This window comes from Kitasatospora sp. NPDC114501, from assembly GCF_055633695.1.
On the sequence record NZ_JBVKDS010000028.1, the window covers coordinates 1 to 17037 of the forward strand.

Sequence of the window (17037 nt, forward strand, 5' to 3'; positions counted from 1 at the left end):
GCCTTTCAGCGCCGATGGTACTGCAGGGGGGACCCTGTGGGAGAGTAGGACGCCGCCGAACAATCATTGCTGAAGAACCCCCATCCGGTTTCCGGGTGGGGGTTCTTCGCGTTTCCGGATCATCTCACTCGCTGGTGTCACTTCGTCCACCAGCAGGTGGTCCTAGCTCCACCCCGGAATTGGGGTGCCATGGCCAGTGCGGGTGTCGGGCGGTTCGTGAACACTGATGGTGGACGATCGGTACCGGCATCAGGAGCTTCCCGTGACAACAGTGAGTCGTACGAGCGGCACGTCCGTACGTGCGCAGGCCCGGGCCGCCCTCGCGGCCGGCGGTGAGGGGCTGATCCGACTGGTCGTGGTGTTGCTGAGCGCGGTGCCGGGGGTCGCGCTGCCGGTGGCGGCTGCCGTTCTCTCGGGGGTGATCGCGGCCCAGATGCTCCAGAACTACTCCCCGGTGATCATCGCCGCGCTGTTGGTGGCGGCGTTCGGCGGTTCGGTGGTGGCGGCGTTCCTCGTCCGCGGCGTGGCCGCCCGGACCCGAGGTCAGCTGGAGCGCTGGTTCGGCATACGGCTGCCGGCCACGTACGAGCCCCGTCCGGAGCTGGAGTTGGACGGCCGCGGCCACTGGTGGACGGGCTACACCTACCACCGCTCGCGGACGGTGGCGAAGTACGCGCAGATCGTCCACTGGGGCCTGCGGGACCGGACCACTCGCGCCGAGCTGCTCTGGATGGTGGTGAACCCGGTCCTCGTGGTCGCCCTGGTCGGGCCGGTGGCCGTGCTGCTCGGGCTGGGCGTCGGCTACATCCTCTCGGGGCCGGTGCCGGCGGACGGGGTGGGGCCGCTGAACGGCCGGATGGTGTCCGTCCTGCTGAGCGTCGTGCTCGGGGCCGCCATGGTCGCCGTCGGCGCACTCGTGGCACCGTTCGCGGTGCGGATGTACGCGGAGGCGGCCCGCCGGGTGCTGGACCAGGACGGCCGGGCGACGCACGCCCAGCTGACCAGGCGGGTGGCCGAGTTGACCGAGACGCGGGCGGACGCGGCGGGCAACCAGGCGGCCGAGCTGCGGCGGATCGAGCGGGACCTGCACGACGGGGCCCAGGCGCGACTGGTCGCGATCGGGATGACACTGGGCACCATCGAGCACCTGATGGACACCGACCAGGAGGCCGCGCGGGAGCTCCTCGCCGAGGCTCGCCAGTCCTCGGCCCGGGCCCTCCAGGAGCTGCGCGACCTGGTCCGCGGCATCCACCCGCCGGTGCTCGCCGAGCGCGGACTGGGCGACGCCGTCCGGGCCCTGGCACTGGACAGCGCGCTGCCGACCGAGGTGTGCGTGAGCCTGCCGGACCGGCCGCCGGCCCCGGTGGAGGCCGCCGTGTACTTCAGCATCAGCGAGCTGCTGGCCAACGCGGCCAAGCACTCGGGGGCGGACCAGGTGTGGGTGGACATCCTGCACCGGGCCGGCCGCCTGCGGGTCACGGTGACGGACGACGGCATGGGGGTGGCGGACCCTTCGCGGGGGACGGGGCTGCGCGGGATCGAGAAGCGATTGGGTACCTTCGACGGTGTCCTCTCCATCGACAGCACGTCGGGCGGACCCACCACCATCACCTTGGAGTTGCCGTGCGAGTTGTCCTCGCCGAGGACCTCTACCTCCTTCGCGAAGGCCTGATCCGGCTGCTGGAAGCGCACGGCTTCACCATCGCCGCGGCGGTGGAGACCGGTCCCGAACTGTTGGAGGCGCTGCTGACCCACCGCCCGGACGTGGCCGTGGTCGACGTCCGGCTGCCCCCGACACTCACCGACGAGGGCCTACAGGCCGCGCTCAAGGCTCGGCGGGAGATCCAGGGCCTGCCGGTCCTGGTGCTGTCGCAGCACGTCCAGCAGCTCTACGCGCGGGAGTTGCTGGCCGACGGCACCGGGGGGATCGGCTACCTGCTGAAGGACCGGGTGTTCAACGCCGGACAGTTCATCGACGCGGTCCGCCGGGTCGCGGCGGGCGGCACGGCGATGGATCCGGACGTGATCGCCAAGCTGATGCAGACGACCTCGCGCCGACCCGGCCCGCTGCTTCGACTGTCCCCGCGCGAGCGCGAGGTGCTGGAACTGATGGCCGAGGGCTGTTCCAACTCGGCGATCGCCGCCCGGCTCTCGGTGAGCGACGGCGCGGTGGCCAAGCACATCGCCAACATCTTCGGCAAGCTCGAACTCGCCCCCGACGAGGACGCCAACCGCCGGGTGCTGGCCGTACTGACCTACCTCAACGGCACGGCGGAGCAGACCCGCTGACGGTCCGCTCGGCCTCCGGCGCAGCTCCACGCGGTGCCGGAGGCCGGCGCCGGGCCACCGCACTGTGACACCCCAGGCTGTGGAAACGCTTAAACACGTGTACGAGTAAACTCCGGGGGGCCGAGCCCGGAGGTTGCTCAGCCGTCCGGCGGCCCGACCAGCGGGACCCGGCAGCCGTGGCAGCGTACGGCAGCAGCCGACATCCAGGGGTTGATAGACGTAATGGCACGCCCAACGCTCACCAAGGCCCATCGGGGCCTGCTCGGCCTGGTCGCGGCCGGTGCCTGCATCATCTCGGGCATCGGCTTCGCGGGTTCGTACAACGCGGTGCGCGAGCTGGCCGAGCAGAAGGGTTTCGGCGCCTTCTCCTACGCCTTCCCGATAGGCGTGGACGCCGGCATCGTGGTGCTCCTCGCACTCGACCTGGTGCTGACCTGGCTGCGGATCCCCTTCCCGATGCTGCGGCAGACCGCGTGGCTGCTGACCGTCTCCACCATCGCCTTCAACGCGGCCGCCTCCTGGGGCGATCCGCTCGGCATGGGGATGCACGCCGTCATCCCGGTGCTCTTCGTCGTCGTGGTCGAGGCCTCGCGGCACGCGGTCGGCCGGATCGCGGCGATCACGGCGGACCGGCACATGGAGTCGGTCCGGGTGATGCGCTGGATCCTCTCCCCGATACCGACCTTCCGGCTCTGGCGGCGGATGAAGCTCTGGGAGCTCCGCTCCTACGACGAGGTCATCCGACTCGAGCAGAACCGTCTGGTCTACCGGGCGCAGCTGCGCTTCCGGTACGGCCGTGGCTGGCGTCGCTCGGCGCCGATCCAGGCGCTGCTGCCGCTCAAGCTCGCCAAGTTCGGCGTGCCGCTGGACCCGGCGCTGCTCGACCGGCTGGACGACGACGGCCGTGAGGTCGAGGCCGCGAAGGTCGAAGCCGCGAAAGTCGAGGTGGCCGGGGCCGGGGCCGTGGAGGCCGCCGAGCAGGGCTCCCCGGAGCCGGAACTCCAGGAGGGCCGGGCCGCCGCGGCGATCGCCCCGGTCGAGGCGGATCCGGTCCAGCACCCGCGACCCCGGCCCGAGTCGACCCCCCGGACCGAGCCCGTGCCGGCCCAGGCCCCGGCGCAGCCGCAGCGACTCCAGCCGGAGCCCGAGCTCCAGGCCCCGGCCCAGGCCACCGTCCCGCCGGTACCCGTCGAGGTGGCCGCACCGGTGCTGGTGAAGCTGGCCGCCGTGCGTCGGCGCGTCGAGGCCGAGCCGGAAGGCGAGCCCGTCGAGGTCCCGACGCAGCGCGGAGACGAGGTCGATGTCTGGGCGGCCGGACAGGCCCGCACCGGCGCCCACCGACCCGATGCCGCAACCACCCCGGCTCCTCCCGCAGGACCCCAGGCTCCTGCCGCCCCCGCTGTCCCTGCCGCCCCGACCGCCCCCGTCGGCCCGGCGCCCCGCGCGACCTCGCCGTGGTTCAACGCCGTACCGGTGGCCGAGGAGCCGTCCCCGGAGCCGGTCGATGAGCTCGTTCCCGGTGAGGTGTCCGAAGCCCGTCCGGTACCGGCGCACCTCGATCTCGACCTCGCCTACGAGGCGCTGCTGTCGTACATGGACGCCCACACCCACCAGCCCGACGCCCAGCGTCTCGCCGACTGGCTGACCAGGGAGTTCGGTGTCACCGGCAAGGGCCCGAACGGCTCGGTCCATCCCAAGGAGGTCGCCGACCTCTACCCGGCTCTGAACGAGCGCTACGCCGCCGCCGGGAGGGACTGACCGCAGGGACCGCCCCCAGCCGCCACCGTCCGGGGCCCGGGTGGCCATTGACGCCCGATTCCGCCGGAGCTACCTTCGCCTCAACAAAATGTTGAAGCGCTGGTTCGTCATGGAGGAGTGCGGATGACACGGGTCGGGGTCGACGGGCACGGGCCGACGGACGGGGCCACCTTCTCCTCCGCGGCCCGTGCCGCCGTGGAGGTGCTGCTCGCCCCGGTCGACGCCGACCTGGCGCGCCGTTACCCGGGCGAGCCCGGCACCAGGCAGCCGGTGCACACCGTCTACGTCCCGGCGGACGCCTTCGGCGCCGACACCGTGCGGGAGTGGGGCCGCCGGGCCCTGGAGGCCTTCGACCGCCACGCCGCCACCCCCGCCGAGCTGGCCCGCGCCCTCGGGGTCGCGGACGACGGACTGCTCGCCGACGTGCACGCCCGGGTCCGCGCCAAGCTGGAGCGCGAGCCGATCGAGGACCTGCGGATCGACTTCGAGGACGGCTACGGCCCGCGCCCCGACACCGAGGAGGACGCGGCCGCCGTCCGCGCCGCCGAGCTGGTCGCCGCGGCGGTGGCCGAGGGCGGCGCCCCGCCGTACCTGGGCATCCGGATCAAGTGCCTGGAGGCGCCCGTCCGGGCCCGTGGCATCCGCACCCTGGAACTGTTCCTGGCCACCCTGCTGGCCGGTGGCGGCCTGCCGGAGGGCTTGGTCCTGACCCTGCCCAAGGTGACCTACGCCGAGCAGGTCACCGCGCTGGTCCGGCTGCTGGAGGACTTCGAGGCCCGGGCCGGGCTGCCCGCCGGCCGGATCGGCTTCGAGATCCAGATCGAGACCACCCAGGCGATCCTCGGCCCGGACGGCCGGGCCACCGTCGCCCGGATGATCGAGGCCGCGGAGGGCCGCGCCACCGGCCTGCACTACGGAACCTTCGACTACAGCGCCGCCTGCGGCGTCAGCGCCGCCCACCAGAGCATGGACCACCCGGTCGCCGACCACGCCAAGGCGGTCATGCAGGTGGCCGCGGCCGGCACCGGGGTCCGGCTCTCCGACGGCTCGACCAACGTCGTCCCGGCCGGCTCCACCGAGCAGGTGCACGCCGCCTGGAAGCTCCACCACGGCCTGGTCCGCCGCTCGCTGGCCCGCGCCTACTACCAGGGCTGGGACATGCACCCGGCGCACCTGCCGACCCGCTACACCGCGGTCTACTCCTTCTACCGCGAGGGCCTGGCGGCCGCCGCCGCCCGGCTGGCCGCGTACGTCGCGAAGGCGGGCGGCGACGTGATGGACGAACCGGCCACCGCCCGGGCGCTGAGCGGCTACCTGCTGCGCGGCCTGGACTGCGGCGCCGTCGACCTCGCCGAGGTCACCGCGCTGACGGGCCTGGACCGCGAGCGGCTGAACGCCCTGGCCGGCCGCTGATCCCTCCTGCGGCGGGCCGTCGGTCCCGGCCGCTGATCCCTCCCGCCGCGCGCCAACTAGGCTGGCGGTGCCGCTCCGGTGTCCCGGGGCGTGCGCCGTCAGCCTTCGCCGTCCTCGGGAGGACCCCCGCGCCATGGCCGCCACGCCGGAGCCGACCGCCAGGCCCTACCTCACCATCCGGCGGGCCGGCAGCCACGAGATCGAGATCAAGAAGTCCCGGTTCATCTGCCACCTCGCCCGGGTCGCCGACGAGGAGGAGGCGCAGGCCTTCATCGCCGGCATCCGCAAGCAGTACTGGGACGCCCGGCACAACTGCACCGCCTTCGTGGTCGGCGACGAGCAGCACCGGGAGCGCTCCAGCGACGACGGCGAGCCCGGCGGCACGGCCGGGGTGCCGATGCTGGAGGTGCTGCGCCGACGGGGGCTGACCGACACCGTCGCCGTGGTCACCCGGTACTTCGGCGGGATCAAGCTCGGTGCGGGCGGCCTGGTGCGGGCGTACGGGAACGCGGTGTCGGAGGCGGTGGACGAGATCGGTCTGCTGGAGCGCCGGCCGGTCGCGCTGCTGGCGGTGACGGTGGACCACGTCCGGGCCGGGCGGGTGGAGAACGACCTGCGGGCCGCCGGGTACGCGGTGAGCGACCTGGCCTACGAGGCCACGGGGGTACGGATCGAGGTGGGCGTGCCGGAGCCGGACGTGGCGGAGTTCCACACCTGGCTGGCCGAGGCGACCGGCGGTACCGCGGTGGCGGTCCCGGCCGGCCGCACCTACGTCGAGGTGCCGGTCTGACCACGGGGGCGGGTGGCACCCGTGGGCCCGGAGGGTCGGACGGTCCGTCGGAAGGCCCGTGACCGGCCGTTTCCCGTAGACCAGGGCCCGCGCCACGCGGAAGTCCGCTTGAGTAGATTCACCCGAACGTAGTGTCGTGGCCCGGAGTTGGAACTTCCGCTCCGGGCCGTGGCGTTTCCTGGGCAAGGTTCCGGCAGAACCGGACGAAACCATCGATGGAGGACACAGGACCCGACCCCGCACCGCGGAGGCATGCGCATGACCTCAGACCGTTCGACCTCGAATCCCCAGTCCGCGACGAACCCGACCGGGACGAACCCGACCGCGAACCGTCCGACCTCGACCCACTCGACCGCGAACCGCCCGGCTCCGAACCATCCGCTCGCCAACCGCCCCGCCCCGAACCGCGTCCGCTCGCACGCCGCCGGCGACCTGCCCGGTGCCCGCGGTCCCGCGACGCCCTACCGGATGACGGTCACCACGGCCCTGGCACACGCCGAGGCCGTCGCCCTGGCCGACGAACAGCTGGCCTCCTGGCTGAAACAGGAGGGCTTCGAGGAGCCCCCGCCGGCCGGTCCCGCCCCCGCCGGGCGGAGCGCCGAACCGGCTCCCACCACCGAGCGCCTACGCCTGGGCGAGCGCGTCCTGCTCGACCGCGACCAGGGTCCGCTGCGCGGCGACCCGGACGCCGGCCGCTACGACCGCCGCCGCCTGCGCACCCCGGCCCCGCACGGCACCCAGCAGCTCACCCTCACCCTGGCCACCGCCACGGACGGCCCCACCTGGGTCCGGCTGGAGGCCGAGACCCACAGCACCGGCAGCGGCGTGCGCACCCCGTGCCGGGTACCGGTGCCCGAACTCGCCCGCTCGCTCCTCCCGTTGCTCGACGCCACCGACGGCCCGGCCGCCGTCCACTCCGCACCCCGGGTGATCACGGCCGACGAGGTCGACGCCCTGATCGACGAGCTGTGCGACCCCGAGCGCAGGCTGCCCACCGTGGTGGCCAGCGTCCCGGTGAACCTCCCGCTCGACCGCTGGGTGCAGGACGTGGTGGCCCCGCTCTGCCAGCAACTGCCCGGCCTCGCCACCGCCTACGTGCTGGACCCCGGCGCCCGCATCGGGTTCAACGTCGCACTGGAGTACCACACCGTCTACGGCGGGGCGGTGCGCACCTACCTCCCCGAGGTCGACCCGGCCTCCCGCCAGGACAGCGCCCGACATCCGGTGCTCGCCCGGGGCCGAATAGAAGAGGACCTGCGCCGCGCCGCCGGCCTGCTCGCCCGCGAGCCGCGCCGCCTGGCCGCCGAACAGCCGCTGCCGCCGCCGCTGGCGGCCGTCCCGGTGCTGCGCGTCCCGCCGCCGCAGCTCCGCCAGACCGCGGAACAGACCGCGGAACAGGCCGCGGAACAGGCCACGGCTCAGTCCGTCGAGCGGGCCACGGAACGGTCCGGGGAACAGGTCGCGGAGCAGGCCGTCGGTCGGACGGCCGAGCACGACGCCGAGCAGGCCGCGGAACGGACCACCGGCCGGGCCGCCGCGCACCACGGCGACGAACTGGCCGCGCTCGCCCGCGAGGAGCAGCAGGACCGCGTCGAGCAGCAGGCCAGGGCCGACGAGCTGGAGCGGGTCCGGCACACCCTGCGCCTGGAGCGCCGCGAACACCGCGAGCGGGGGCAGGGCCGTGACGGCCGGGACATCCGTGACGGCCGCCTCCACTCCGGAACCCGCGCCCTGACCGGGCGGCACTGCGTCGCACCGGGCAACGGGCCGGGCGCCGGGACGCACCCGGCCGCCCAGCCCCCCGACCGCTGCGGCACGCCCGAGACCTTCACCGAACTCATGGCCAGACTGGGCGAGTTCCCCCTGGTGACCTTCACCGGTGACCAGAAGAACGCGCTCGCCCTGGACGAGCTCCAGTGCACCGGCGCCGGCTGGGCCAGGCTCGCCTGGGACGGGCTGACCGCCCTTCAGGAGTACGCCGAGGCGGCCGTGCGCGGTGCGGCCGGCGGGGACTTCAAGCAGTGGTGCGAGCGCACCCCTGAGGGCTGCCGCCGCTTCCCGCCCCGCAAGGCGGTCCGCGGGGAGTCCCGGACGGTGTTCAGCCACACCAAGTGGAAGCGCGAGCGGATGCTGCCGGTGCCGGAATGCGTCGACTCCTCCCGGCGCGCGTTCATGGGCGCGCACCTGCGGATCGGCGGTGGCCGCACCGCGCCCCGGCTGCACTACCTGGACGACTGCTCCGGCAGCGGCCGGATCTACGTCGGCTACATCGGTCTGCACCTGACCAACACCCGGACCAACTGAGCGGCTTGGCTGACCGCTGCGCCCGTTCGGGGGACAATGTCCGGCAGGGGCGGGTCCTCAGGCTCGCCGATCGCCCCGGGCAGGCGCCGGACGAGCATGGGGGAACGACGACCGATGCAGTACTCAGCAGACGGCCAGTCCGAGGGAACCGCCACCGTCCAGTTCCCCCGGCCGGGCTTCCTCGCCTCGGTCTTCCGAGACCTCGGGGCCGAGGAGGAGCGCGCGCCGGACGGTGCCGCCACCGGCCGCCCCAGCGGCGGCACGGCCGGTGACGGCCCGTCCGGTGACGGTCCGATCGGTGGCGGTCCGATCGGTGGCGGTCCGATCGGTGAGGGGCCCGCCGCCCCGGGCCCCGCAGGCCCCGGCGAGGCCGATCCGGACGAGGCCGTGGCGGCGCACGCCCGGGCCGCCGCCCTGACCCACCACCGCACGCTCGCCGTCCAGGCCGAGCACGACCGCTTGGCCGACCTGCTGCGGCGGGCCGCGCTGCCCGTCTCGGCCATGGACTTCGAGAGCCAGCTGCGCCACTACCAGCCCCGCCCCTACCCGGCCGACGGCCCCGACACGGTCGAGGAGTCCGAGCCCCGCTGGGAGGACTTCGCGCCCGCCGAGCCGGCCGCGGCCGACCCGGAGAGCGGCCCGTCCCGCCGGCTGCTCGACTCCGGCTACCAGCGCGAGCTGGCCCAGGCCCGGCTCACCCACCAGCGCGCCCTGCGCGAGTGGCGCACCCGGCGGGCCGAGGCCGGCAGCCCGGCCGCCGACGAGTCCCGGCGCGCCCACGAGGCCGCCGAGGAGGCCCGGGCCCGCGCCGTGCGCGAGTACAACGAGAGCCTGGAGGAGTGCCGGCGCGCCTACCGGCTGGCCGAGCCGGCCGCCGTGGAGTCGCTGCTGGAACGGGCGCTGGCCGCCGCCGAGACCGCCACCCAGGACCTGCCCGCGCCATGCCGGGCGGTCTTCCGCCCGCTCACCCGCACCGCCGTGCTGGACCTCGACCTGCCCCCGCTCGACCTGGTGCCCTCGCTCGTCGGCTACCGGCTCGCCCCGGACGGCGACATCCTCCCGGTACCCCGCCCGCCCGCGGACCGGGCCACCGACTACCTGCGGCTGGTCGCCCGGCTCGCCCTGCGCGCCCTGCAGGCCGCCGACGCCGTCGACACCGACGAGATACTCGCCGGTGTCGTGCTCAACGGCTGGCTGCGCGATCCCGCCGCGGCCGAGCCGCTCTGCCTGGTCAGTGTGGACGCCGACCGCGACGCCCTGGCCCGCACCCGGCTGCTGCCGCCGGGCACCCCGTACGAGGAGCGCGACGACGAGGGGGTCTACGCCGACGCCGAGCAGGACGAGGCGCTGGTGCGGCTGCGCGGGCTCGGTGCCGCCGTCACCCCGGACCCGTACGCCCGGGCCGGGGTCCAGCCGGCCGCCCGGGCCGGGGTCACGGTGCCGGCCGCCTCCGACCTGTCCGCCAACGAGTTCGCCCAGCTGGTGCGGGACCTGCTGACCCGTGGCGGGATCGCGCAGTGGAGCGTCCGGCTGCGCGGCCCGGCCGGGCTGGTCGCCACCGGCGAGGGCGCACCGGGGACGGCGCTGCCCGGCCGCTGGGTGGTCTGGGCCTCCCGGGACGCCGCGTCGATCGGTGCCGAGCAGATCGAGACCCTGGCCGAGGCGGTCGGGGAGGAGTCCGCCGAGCGCGGCCTGCGGCTGACCACCGGCCGGTTCACCGAGGAGGTGCTGGACCTCACCGCCGGGGAGCGCCACCGGCACATCCACCTGATCGACGGCGACGGAGTGCGCGAACTCGCCCGCACCCACCTCGGCCTGCCGCTCGCCACCGGCGGCTGACCCGCCCGCCGACAGGCCGCGCCGACGGGCGGCCTCACTCCGGCGGCCCAGTCGGCGGCCCGTCCGGCGGGCGCCCCGGTGGGCCCGGGCCGAGGCTGGGGGAACGGCTCCCGGCCCGGTCCCGGCACCCCGGGTGATCACCGTCGAACGGGCGTCCGGTACGGTCGGCGATCGGCCCGGCCACGGGCGGATCCCAGGGGGAGAGGAATGGGCAGAGCGTTCGGCGGACCACCCGACCAAGGCCCCGGCCATCCGGCCGGACCTGGGGCGGAGCCGATCCGATGACCGCGGTACTGGTCGCCGCCGCGGCGTTCCTGATGACCCTGGTCGGCGGTTTCGTCGCCCAGCGCACCCGCGACCGCCGCCACCTGGTGCTCGGCTTCGCCGCCGGGTTGATGCTCGGCGTGGTCGCCTTCGACCTGCTGCCCGAGGCGATCCACCAGGCGCCGGGCGAGGTGCACGGCGTACCGCAGGCACTGCTGATGTTCGCGGCCGGCTTCCTCACCATCCACGTGGTCGAGCGCGCGGTCGCCATCCACCGCGGCCACGAGGGCGAGTACGCCGCCCACTCCCACGGCCACCACGGGCACGACCACTCCGCCGGGCGCCAGGGCATCGGGCTGACCGCCGCGCTGGCCCTGGTCGGGCACAGCGTGATGGACGGCTTCGCGATCGGCGCCGCCTTCCAGGCCGGCACCACGGTCGGCACGGTGGTGGCCATCGCGGTGGTCGCGCACGACTTCGCCGACGGCTTCAACACGTACACGATCACCCGGTTGTACGGGAACAACCGGCGGCGGGCGCTGACCCTGCTCGCCGCGGACGCGCTGGCCCCGGTGTCCGGCGCGGCGATCACCCTGGCGTTCACCATCTCCGAGCACCTGCTCGGCCTCTACCTGGGCTTCTTCTCCGGCTTCCTGCTGTACCTGGCGACCTCCGACATCCTCCCGGAGGCCCACAGCCCGCACCCCTCGCGCAGCACCCTGCTCTGCACCGTCGCCGGGGTCGGCTTCATGTGGCTGGTGATCGGCTTCGCCGGCTGAAGCACTTACGAGCCCGAACGAGCCCGTACGAGGCCGGCAGGAGGCGCCCGCTCAGACCGGAAGCCGCCCCCAGCACTCCCGCATGGAGGCCAGCGCCTCGGTGATGGCCGGCCGCCGGGAGGCCTGGGAGCGCCAGAGCGCGAACACCCGGCGGCTCGGCTCCGGCGTCACCCGGCGGGCCGCCACCCCGGGCGGCAGCGGGCCCCGGCCGAGCCTCGGCACCAGGCCCATCCCCAGCCCGGCCGCGACCAGCGCGATCTGCGTCTCGAACTCCCCGACCTGGTAGCGCACGTCCGGCTCCTCGCCGGCCTCGCGCAGGGTGCGGACCAGCCAGTCGTGGCAGATGTTGCCGGGCGGCACGCTGATCCAGCGCTGCCCGCACAGCCGCTCCACCGGCACCGGGTCGAGCGCGGCCAGCCCGTCGTCGGCGGGCAACAGCAGGTCCACCGGGTCCGTGCCGAGGTCCATCCGGGAGACCCCCTCCTGCACCGGCAGCGGCACGGTCGGCCAGTCCTGCACCAGCGCCAGGTCCACCTCGCCCCGGGCCACCAGCTCGGCCGCCGGGTAGGGGTCGCGCTCCAGCAGCCGGACGTCCAGCTCCGGGCAGCGCCGCCGCAGATCGGCCAGTGTCGCGGGCATCAGTCCGCGGGCACCGGACGGGAACGCGGCCACCAGCAGCCGCCCGACGGCCTGGCCGCGCTGCTCCTCCAGCCGCACCTCGGCCCGTTCCATCAGCCCCAGCACGGTCTGCGCGGTGACGGCCAGCTCGCGCGCCGCGTCGGTCAGCACCACGCCCCGGCCCTGCCGCTCCAGGAGCACCGTCCGGGTCTCCCGCTCCAGCTTGGCGATCTGCTGCGAGACCGCCGAGGGCGTGAAGCCGAGTGCGGCCGCCGCTCCGCCGACCGAACCGTGCACCGCCACCGCGTGCAGCGCGCGCAGGCGCCCCAGATCCATCATGAAGTGATCCTAAAGTGTCCCCTTCAGCATTCATCGCTGGTGCTACACGGTCCGGCGCCACCATGCTCGACCCATGACCGCGACAACCGCCGCCGCCCCGAGCGGCCAGCCCGGCACGGGCAGCACGGGCACCACGAGCAGCATGGGAAACACCGGCAGCCCGGGCGGCATGAGCCCGCGCCACATCGCCCTGGCCGTCCTGGTGGCCGCCGTCTGGGGCCTCAACTTCGTCCTGATCCACGTCGGCCTGGACAGCTTCCCGCCGCTGCTCTTCTGCGCCCTGCGGTTCGCGGTCGTCGCGGTGCCGGCGGTGTTCTTCGTGGGCCCGCCCAGGGTGGCCTGGCGCTGGGTGGTGGCGGTCGGCGTGGTCCTCGGGGTGGTCAAGTTCGGGCTGCTCTTCCTCGGCATGCACGCCGGCATGCCGGCCGGGCTCTCCTCCCTCGTGCTCCAGGGGCAGGCCGGCTTCACCGTGCTGTTCGCCGCCGTGCTGCTGCGCGAACGGCCCGGCGGGCGGCGGCTGGCGGGCCTGGCGGTCGCCTTCGCCGGCATCGCGCTGAGCGCCTGGGACCAGGGCGCCGGCGGACCGCTCGGGGCCTTCGCCCTCGTCGTCCTGGCCGCCGTCGCCTGGGGCCTGGCCAACGTGCTGACCCGCAGGGCCGCGCCGCCCGACGCGCTGCGCTGGATGGTCTGGGTCAGCGCCGTCCCGCCGCTGCCGCTGCTGGCCCTGTCCCTGCTGGTCGAGGGGCCGGAGGCGGACCTGCGCGCCCTGCGCGACATCACCCCGGCCGGACTGGGGGCGATCGGCTACGTCGGGCTGGTCTCCACCCTGCTCGGCTTCGTCGCCTGGAGCTTCCTGCTGCGCAGCTACGACGCGACCGCCGTCGCGCCCTACTCGCTGCTGGTCCCGGTGTTCGGGATGTCCTCGGCCTGGCTGCTGCTCGGCGAGCGGATCAGCCCGACGGCCGCCGCGGCCGCGCTGCTGGTGATCGCCGGGATCGGGATCACCGCGCTGCGTCCGGGGGCCGCTAGCGGCGCGGTGGCCCGGCTGCGAGGAAGCGGGCCTCGGCGGAACGCAGCACCCGTAGCAGCACCTCCTCGTCGGCGGGGCTGACCTCGCCGAAGTACTCCTGCGCCACCTCGTCCCGGACCTGCCCGATCCGCTCCACCGCCGCCCGCCCGGCCTCGGTCAGCAGGATCCGCACCGCCCGCCGGTCGGCCGGGTCGGGGCTGCGCTCGACCAGGCCGGCCTCCTCCAGCGCGTCGACCACGGTGGTCGCCGAGCGCGGGGCGATGTGCAGCTTGTCTGCGAGGTCGCTCAGCCGCATCGCGTGGTCGGGAGTCTCGCAGCCGGGCACGTGGGCGAGCGTGCGCAGTGCCCGGGCCTGGCCCGGGGTGATGCCGTACGGCTCCAGCCGCCAGCCGGTCTGACGGCGGATCCGCTTGATCGCCCTGGTCATCGCGTCGGCCAGTTCGGCGGCGGTGCCGGAGGCGCCGGAGGTCTCGGGGGTGCCCGCGGTGCCGGGTCGGGGGCCGGGGGAGGAGTCCGCCGGTTCGTCGGTCGGCGTGGTGGTCATCGGCGGTCTCCTCGGCTGGCGTCCGCCCAAGGGTAGCCGCCGGTCCGGGGCCCGCGGCCGGCGGCGGAGGTCGGTCGCGGAAATATGTTGAGCTTAGCTCAGCATCTGGGTTAGCGTTGCGCCTAGTGAGGGAACCCTAAGTTCCCTTCCCTGACCCTGGAGGGCCCATGCCCCGCTCCGAAGCCCGCGTCGCCACCGACCGCCCGGGCCGTTACGCCAAGCAGCTCGCCGCCCACATGGGGCGCAAGATCGAGGCCGTCTACTCCGAGGAGACCGGCCGCGGCACGATGATCTTCAGCGCCGGTACCGCCACCCTGGAGGCGCGGCCGGACGCGCTGCTGCTCGCCGTCGAGGGCGAGCGCGAGAACCTGCCCGGCCTGGAGGACGTCGTCGGGCGCCACCTGGTCCGCTTCGGCGCCCGCGACGAACTCGTCATCGAGTGGCACCGCGACAACGGCGAGCCCGGCCTGGTTCACCGCAACGAGGAGGACCCCGAGGCCTGACGCCCCCCGGCACCCGGCCGCGGCAGCCACCGGGCGAGCGACCACAGCACCAGGACGGCCAGGCACCAGCTCGTCACCACGTCCAACAGCCAGTGGAAGTCGCTCCACACCAGCCCCGCGCCCACCCCGAGCGACAGCAGCACCGCACCCGCCGCCAGCCCCCGGGCGGCGAGCGGCCCCGCCACCCGGGCCAGCAGCAGCGCCGCCACCCCGTACGAGACCGTCGCGGTCGCGGTGTGACCGGAGGGGTACCAGCCCCACTGGCCCGCCGTCAGCGGCTCCCCGAGCGGCCCCGGCCGGGCGAACGCCGACTTCGCCGGGACCACCAGCAGCGGGATCAGCCCCGCCGTCAGCGCCGCCACCGGCAACGGCGGCCACCAGCGCCCCGCCCCGGCCCGGCGCCCCCGCCAGGCGGCCACCGCGCCCGCCAGCAGCAGCACCGGAACCGCCGGGACACCGCTGCCCAGGTCCGACAGGAGGTGGCCGAGCCGGTCGAGCAGCGCGTTCGGGAACTCCCGGTGGGCCGTGCGGACCGCCCGGCGGACCCAGCGGTCCACGCCCAGCAGCGGCCCGTCCGCCGCGACCTGCCAGGACACCACCAGCAACAGCACCGCCGCCACCACCGGCACGGCCACCGACCGCGCCGCCCGGCCCAGGACGGCGAACAGCCGCCCCGGAGCAGGGGGGAGAGCTCCGGGGCGGCTCTGATGATCGCCGTTCCGCGCGTCCCGGGGGGTGTGGGGCGGACGGTCGGTCGATCGGCCTTCGGTGTGCGCCGACCCTCCCGGGCCGGCCTGGTCGTCCTCGTGCGGCACCCGCGGAAGAGGCCCCGGAAGGGGCCCCGCGGACGGCCGCGCCAATGGCTGAGGCTCGCTGTCCATCTGTGATGACACTACGTCAACACCCCTTCCGCGCCGAGCGCCTTCAGCGATTCCGCACATCATCTTCACCCTGCGCCGGGCGACCTCCCGGACGCCCCGACGATCATGCCCGGACCGCCCGCGCGGCGCGCCCGCAAACCGAACGGCCCGTGCGGACCAGAGGTCCCCACGGGCCGTTCAGCGCTGTCCGGACAACCCTCCGGAGGGGGTTCACCACCTGACGGGCGACACCGCTCAGAGGGCGGCGAACGCGCCCTCCAGGATGTCCAGGCCCTCGTTCAGCAGGTGCTCCGGCATGACCAGCGGCGGCAGGAAGCGCAGCACGTTGCCGTAGGTGCCGGCGGTCAGCACGACCAGGCCCTCCGCGTGGCACGCCTTGGCGATGGCCGCGGTGGCCTCCGCGTTCGGCTCCTTGCCGCCCGGCAGCACCAGCTCGATGGCGATCATCGCGCCGCGGCCGCGGACCTCACCGATGATCTCGTACTTCTCCTGCATCGCCCGCAGGCGGCCCAGCATGATCTCGCCGATCCGCCGCGCCTTGCCGTTGAGGTCCTGCTCCTTCATGGTCTCGATGGCGCCCAGCGCGGCGGCGCAGGCCACCGGGTTGCCGCCGTAGGTGCCGCCCAGGCCGCCGGTCTGCGCGGCGTCCATGATCTCGGCGCGGCCGGTCAGCGCCGACAGCGGCAGACCGCCCGCGATGCCCTTGGCGGTGGTGATCAGGTCCGGGACGATGCCCTCGTCCTCGCACGCGAACCACTGGCCGGTACGGCAGAAGCCGGTCTGGATCTCGTCCGCGACGAACACGATGCCGTTCGCCTTCGCGAACTCCACGATCGCCGGCAGGAAGCCCTTGGCCGGCTCGATGAAGCCGCCCTCGCCCTGGATCGGCTCGATGATGATCGCGGCGACGTTCTCCGCGCCGATCTGCTTGTTGATGGTGTCGATCGCCTGGGCGGCGGCCTCGGTGGCGGCGTTCTCCGCACCGGTCAGCCAGCGGTACGGGTAGGCGACCGGCACCCGGTAGACCTCGGGGGCGAACGGACCGAAACCCTGCTTGTACGGCAGGTTCTTCGCCGTCAGCGCCAGGGTCAGGTTGGTGCGGCCGTGGTAGCCGTGGTCGAACACCACGATGGCCTGGCGCTTGGTGTAGGCGCGGGCGATCTTCACCGCGTTCTCGACGGCCTCGGAGCCCGAGTTGAACAGCGCGGTGCGCTTCTCGTGGTCACCCGGGGTCAGCTCGTTCAGCTGCTCGGCGACGGCCACGTAACCCTCGTACGGGGTCACCATGAAACACGTGTGGGTGAAGTTGGCCAACTGCTCGGTCGTCCGGGCCACCACGGCCTCGGCGCTGTTGCCGACGTTGGTCACGGCGATGCCGGAGCCGAAGTCGATCAGCGAGTTGCCGTCCACGTCCTCCAGTACGCCCCCGTTGGCACGGGACACGTACACCGGCAGGGTGGTGCCGACACCGGCCGCCACCGCACCCAGCTTGCGGGCGTGCAGCTCCTGCGACTTCGGACCGGGGATCGCGGTGACCAGGCGGCGCTCCTGCGGGAGCGGCGTTGCGGCGCTCATGGGGTTTCTCCAGACTTCTCGGCTCGGTGCTTCGCAGGCTACGGCCGCCCTCCCCACCCCGGCACGCGCCACTCGGTAGCAGTGCGCCGCCCGACTTGTCCGGCACGGCCA

At 74.4% G+C, this 17037-nt stretch carries 14 protein-coding genes; 10 read left to right on the top strand and 4 right to left on the bottom strand.

Annotation, left to right across the window (positions count from 1 at the left end):
- Nucleotides 1–262 precede the first annotated feature (262 nt).
- The 8 genes from ACZ7RU_RS35575 to ACZ7RU_RS35610 all read left to right on the top strand — a co-directional run bounded on the left by ACZ7RU_RS35575 (nt 263) and on the right by ACZ7RU_RS35610 (nt 11436).
- Nucleotides 263–1672, top strand: coding sequence for a sensor histidine kinase (locus ACZ7RU_RS35575; protein WP_470345143.1), 1410 nt, complete (start codon nt 263–265; stop codon nt 1670–1672).
- Nucleotides 1624–2289, top strand: coding sequence for a response regulator transcription factor (locus tag ACZ7RU_RS35580; RefSeq protein WP_470345144.1), 666 nt, complete (start codon nt 1624–1626; stop codon nt 2287–2289). The genes ACZ7RU_RS35575 and ACZ7RU_RS35580 overlap by 49 nt, the downstream gene beginning before the upstream one ends.
- A 222-nt stretch (nt 2290–2511) precedes the next feature.
- Nucleotides 2512–4047 carry a DUF2637 domain-containing protein gene (locus tag ACZ7RU_RS35585; protein ID WP_470345145.1) on the top strand — a complete coding sequence of 512 codons (1536 nt, stop codon included), beginning with the start codon at nt 2512–2514 and terminating at the stop codon, nt 4045–4047.
- A gap of 123 nt (nt 4048–4170) precedes the next feature.
- A complete protein-coding gene (locus ACZ7RU_RS35590; protein WP_470345146.1) occupies nt 4171–5460 on the top strand; it encodes a DUF6986 family protein in 1290 nt (429 codons plus the stop codon).
- A 133-nt stretch (nt 5461–5593) separates the two neighbouring features.
- Nucleotides 5594–6250, top strand: a complete 657-nt coding sequence (locus ACZ7RU_RS35595) for a YigZ family protein (protein ID WP_470345147.1) — start codon at nt 5594–5596, stop codon at nt 6248–6250.
- Nucleotides 6251–6718: 468 nt separating this feature from the next.
- Complete coding sequence (locus ACZ7RU_RS35600; RefSeq protein ID WP_470345148.1) at nt 6719–8554, top strand: hypothetical protein; 1836 nt, start codon at nt 6719–6721, stop codon at nt 8552–8554.
- A gap of 114 nt (nt 8555–8668) precedes the next feature.
- Complete coding sequence (locus tag ACZ7RU_RS35605; protein WP_470345149.1) at nt 8669–10393, top strand: restriction endonuclease; 1725 nt, start codon at nt 8669–8671, stop codon at nt 10391–10393.
- Between the two features lie 281 nt (nt 10394–10674).
- The gene (locus ACZ7RU_RS35610) at nt 10675–11436 is read left to right on the top strand and encodes a ZIP family metal transporter (RefSeq protein ID WP_470345150.1); all 762 of its coding nucleotides are present in this window, start codon (nt 10675–10677) and stop codon (nt 11434–11436) included.
- Between the two features lie 51 nt (nt 11437–11487).
- On the opposite strand, the gene ACZ7RU_RS35615 is transcribed toward ACZ7RU_RS35610, so the two are convergent.
- The gene (locus ACZ7RU_RS35615) at nt 11488–12393 is read right to left on the bottom strand and encodes a LysR family transcriptional regulator (protein WP_470345151.1); all 906 of its coding nucleotides are present in this window, start codon (nt 12391–12393) and stop codon (nt 11488–11490) included.
- Between the two features lie 169 nt (nt 12394–12562).
- Between ACZ7RU_RS35615 and ACZ7RU_RS35620 the strand changes: the two genes are divergently transcribed.
- Nucleotides 12563–13504, top strand: a complete 942-nt coding sequence (locus ACZ7RU_RS35620) for an EamA family transporter (RefSeq protein ID WP_470345191.1) — start codon at nt 12563–12565, stop codon at nt 13502–13504.
- Here the strand turns inward: ACZ7RU_RS35620 and ACZ7RU_RS35625 are convergent.
- On the bottom strand, nt 13419–13967 hold the full coding sequence (locus tag ACZ7RU_RS35625; protein ID WP_470345152.1) for a MarR family winged helix-turn-helix transcriptional regulator: 549 nt from the start codon (nt 13965–13967) through the stop codon (nt 13419–13421). The two genes, ACZ7RU_RS35620 and ACZ7RU_RS35625, sit on opposite strands and share 86 nt — an antisense overlap.
- Nucleotides 13968–14134: 167 nt before the next feature.
- Here ACZ7RU_RS35625 and ACZ7RU_RS35630 point away from each other — a divergent pair, with 167 nt between their 5' ends.
- Complete coding sequence (locus ACZ7RU_RS35630; RefSeq protein ID WP_470345153.1) at nt 14135–14470, top strand: DUF2218 domain-containing protein; 336 nt, start codon at nt 14135–14137, stop codon at nt 14468–14470.
- Here the strand turns inward: ACZ7RU_RS35630 and ACZ7RU_RS35635 are convergent.
- Nucleotides 14440–15105: a phosphatase PAP2 family protein gene (locus tag ACZ7RU_RS35635; RefSeq protein WP_470345154.1), complete on the bottom strand. Its 666-nt coding sequence runs from the start codon at nt 15103–15105 to the stop codon at nt 14440–14442. The two genes, ACZ7RU_RS35630 and ACZ7RU_RS35635, sit on opposite strands and share 31 nt — an antisense overlap.
- Nucleotides 15106–15585: 480 nt before the next feature.
- The gene (gabT, locus tag ACZ7RU_RS35640; protein WP_470345155.1) at nt 15586–16926 is read right to left on the bottom strand and encodes a 4-aminobutyrate--2-oxoglutarate transaminase; all 1341 of its coding nucleotides are present in this window, start codon (nt 16924–16926) and stop codon (nt 15586–15588) included.
- Between the last annotated feature and the right edge of the window lie 111 nt (nt 16927–17037).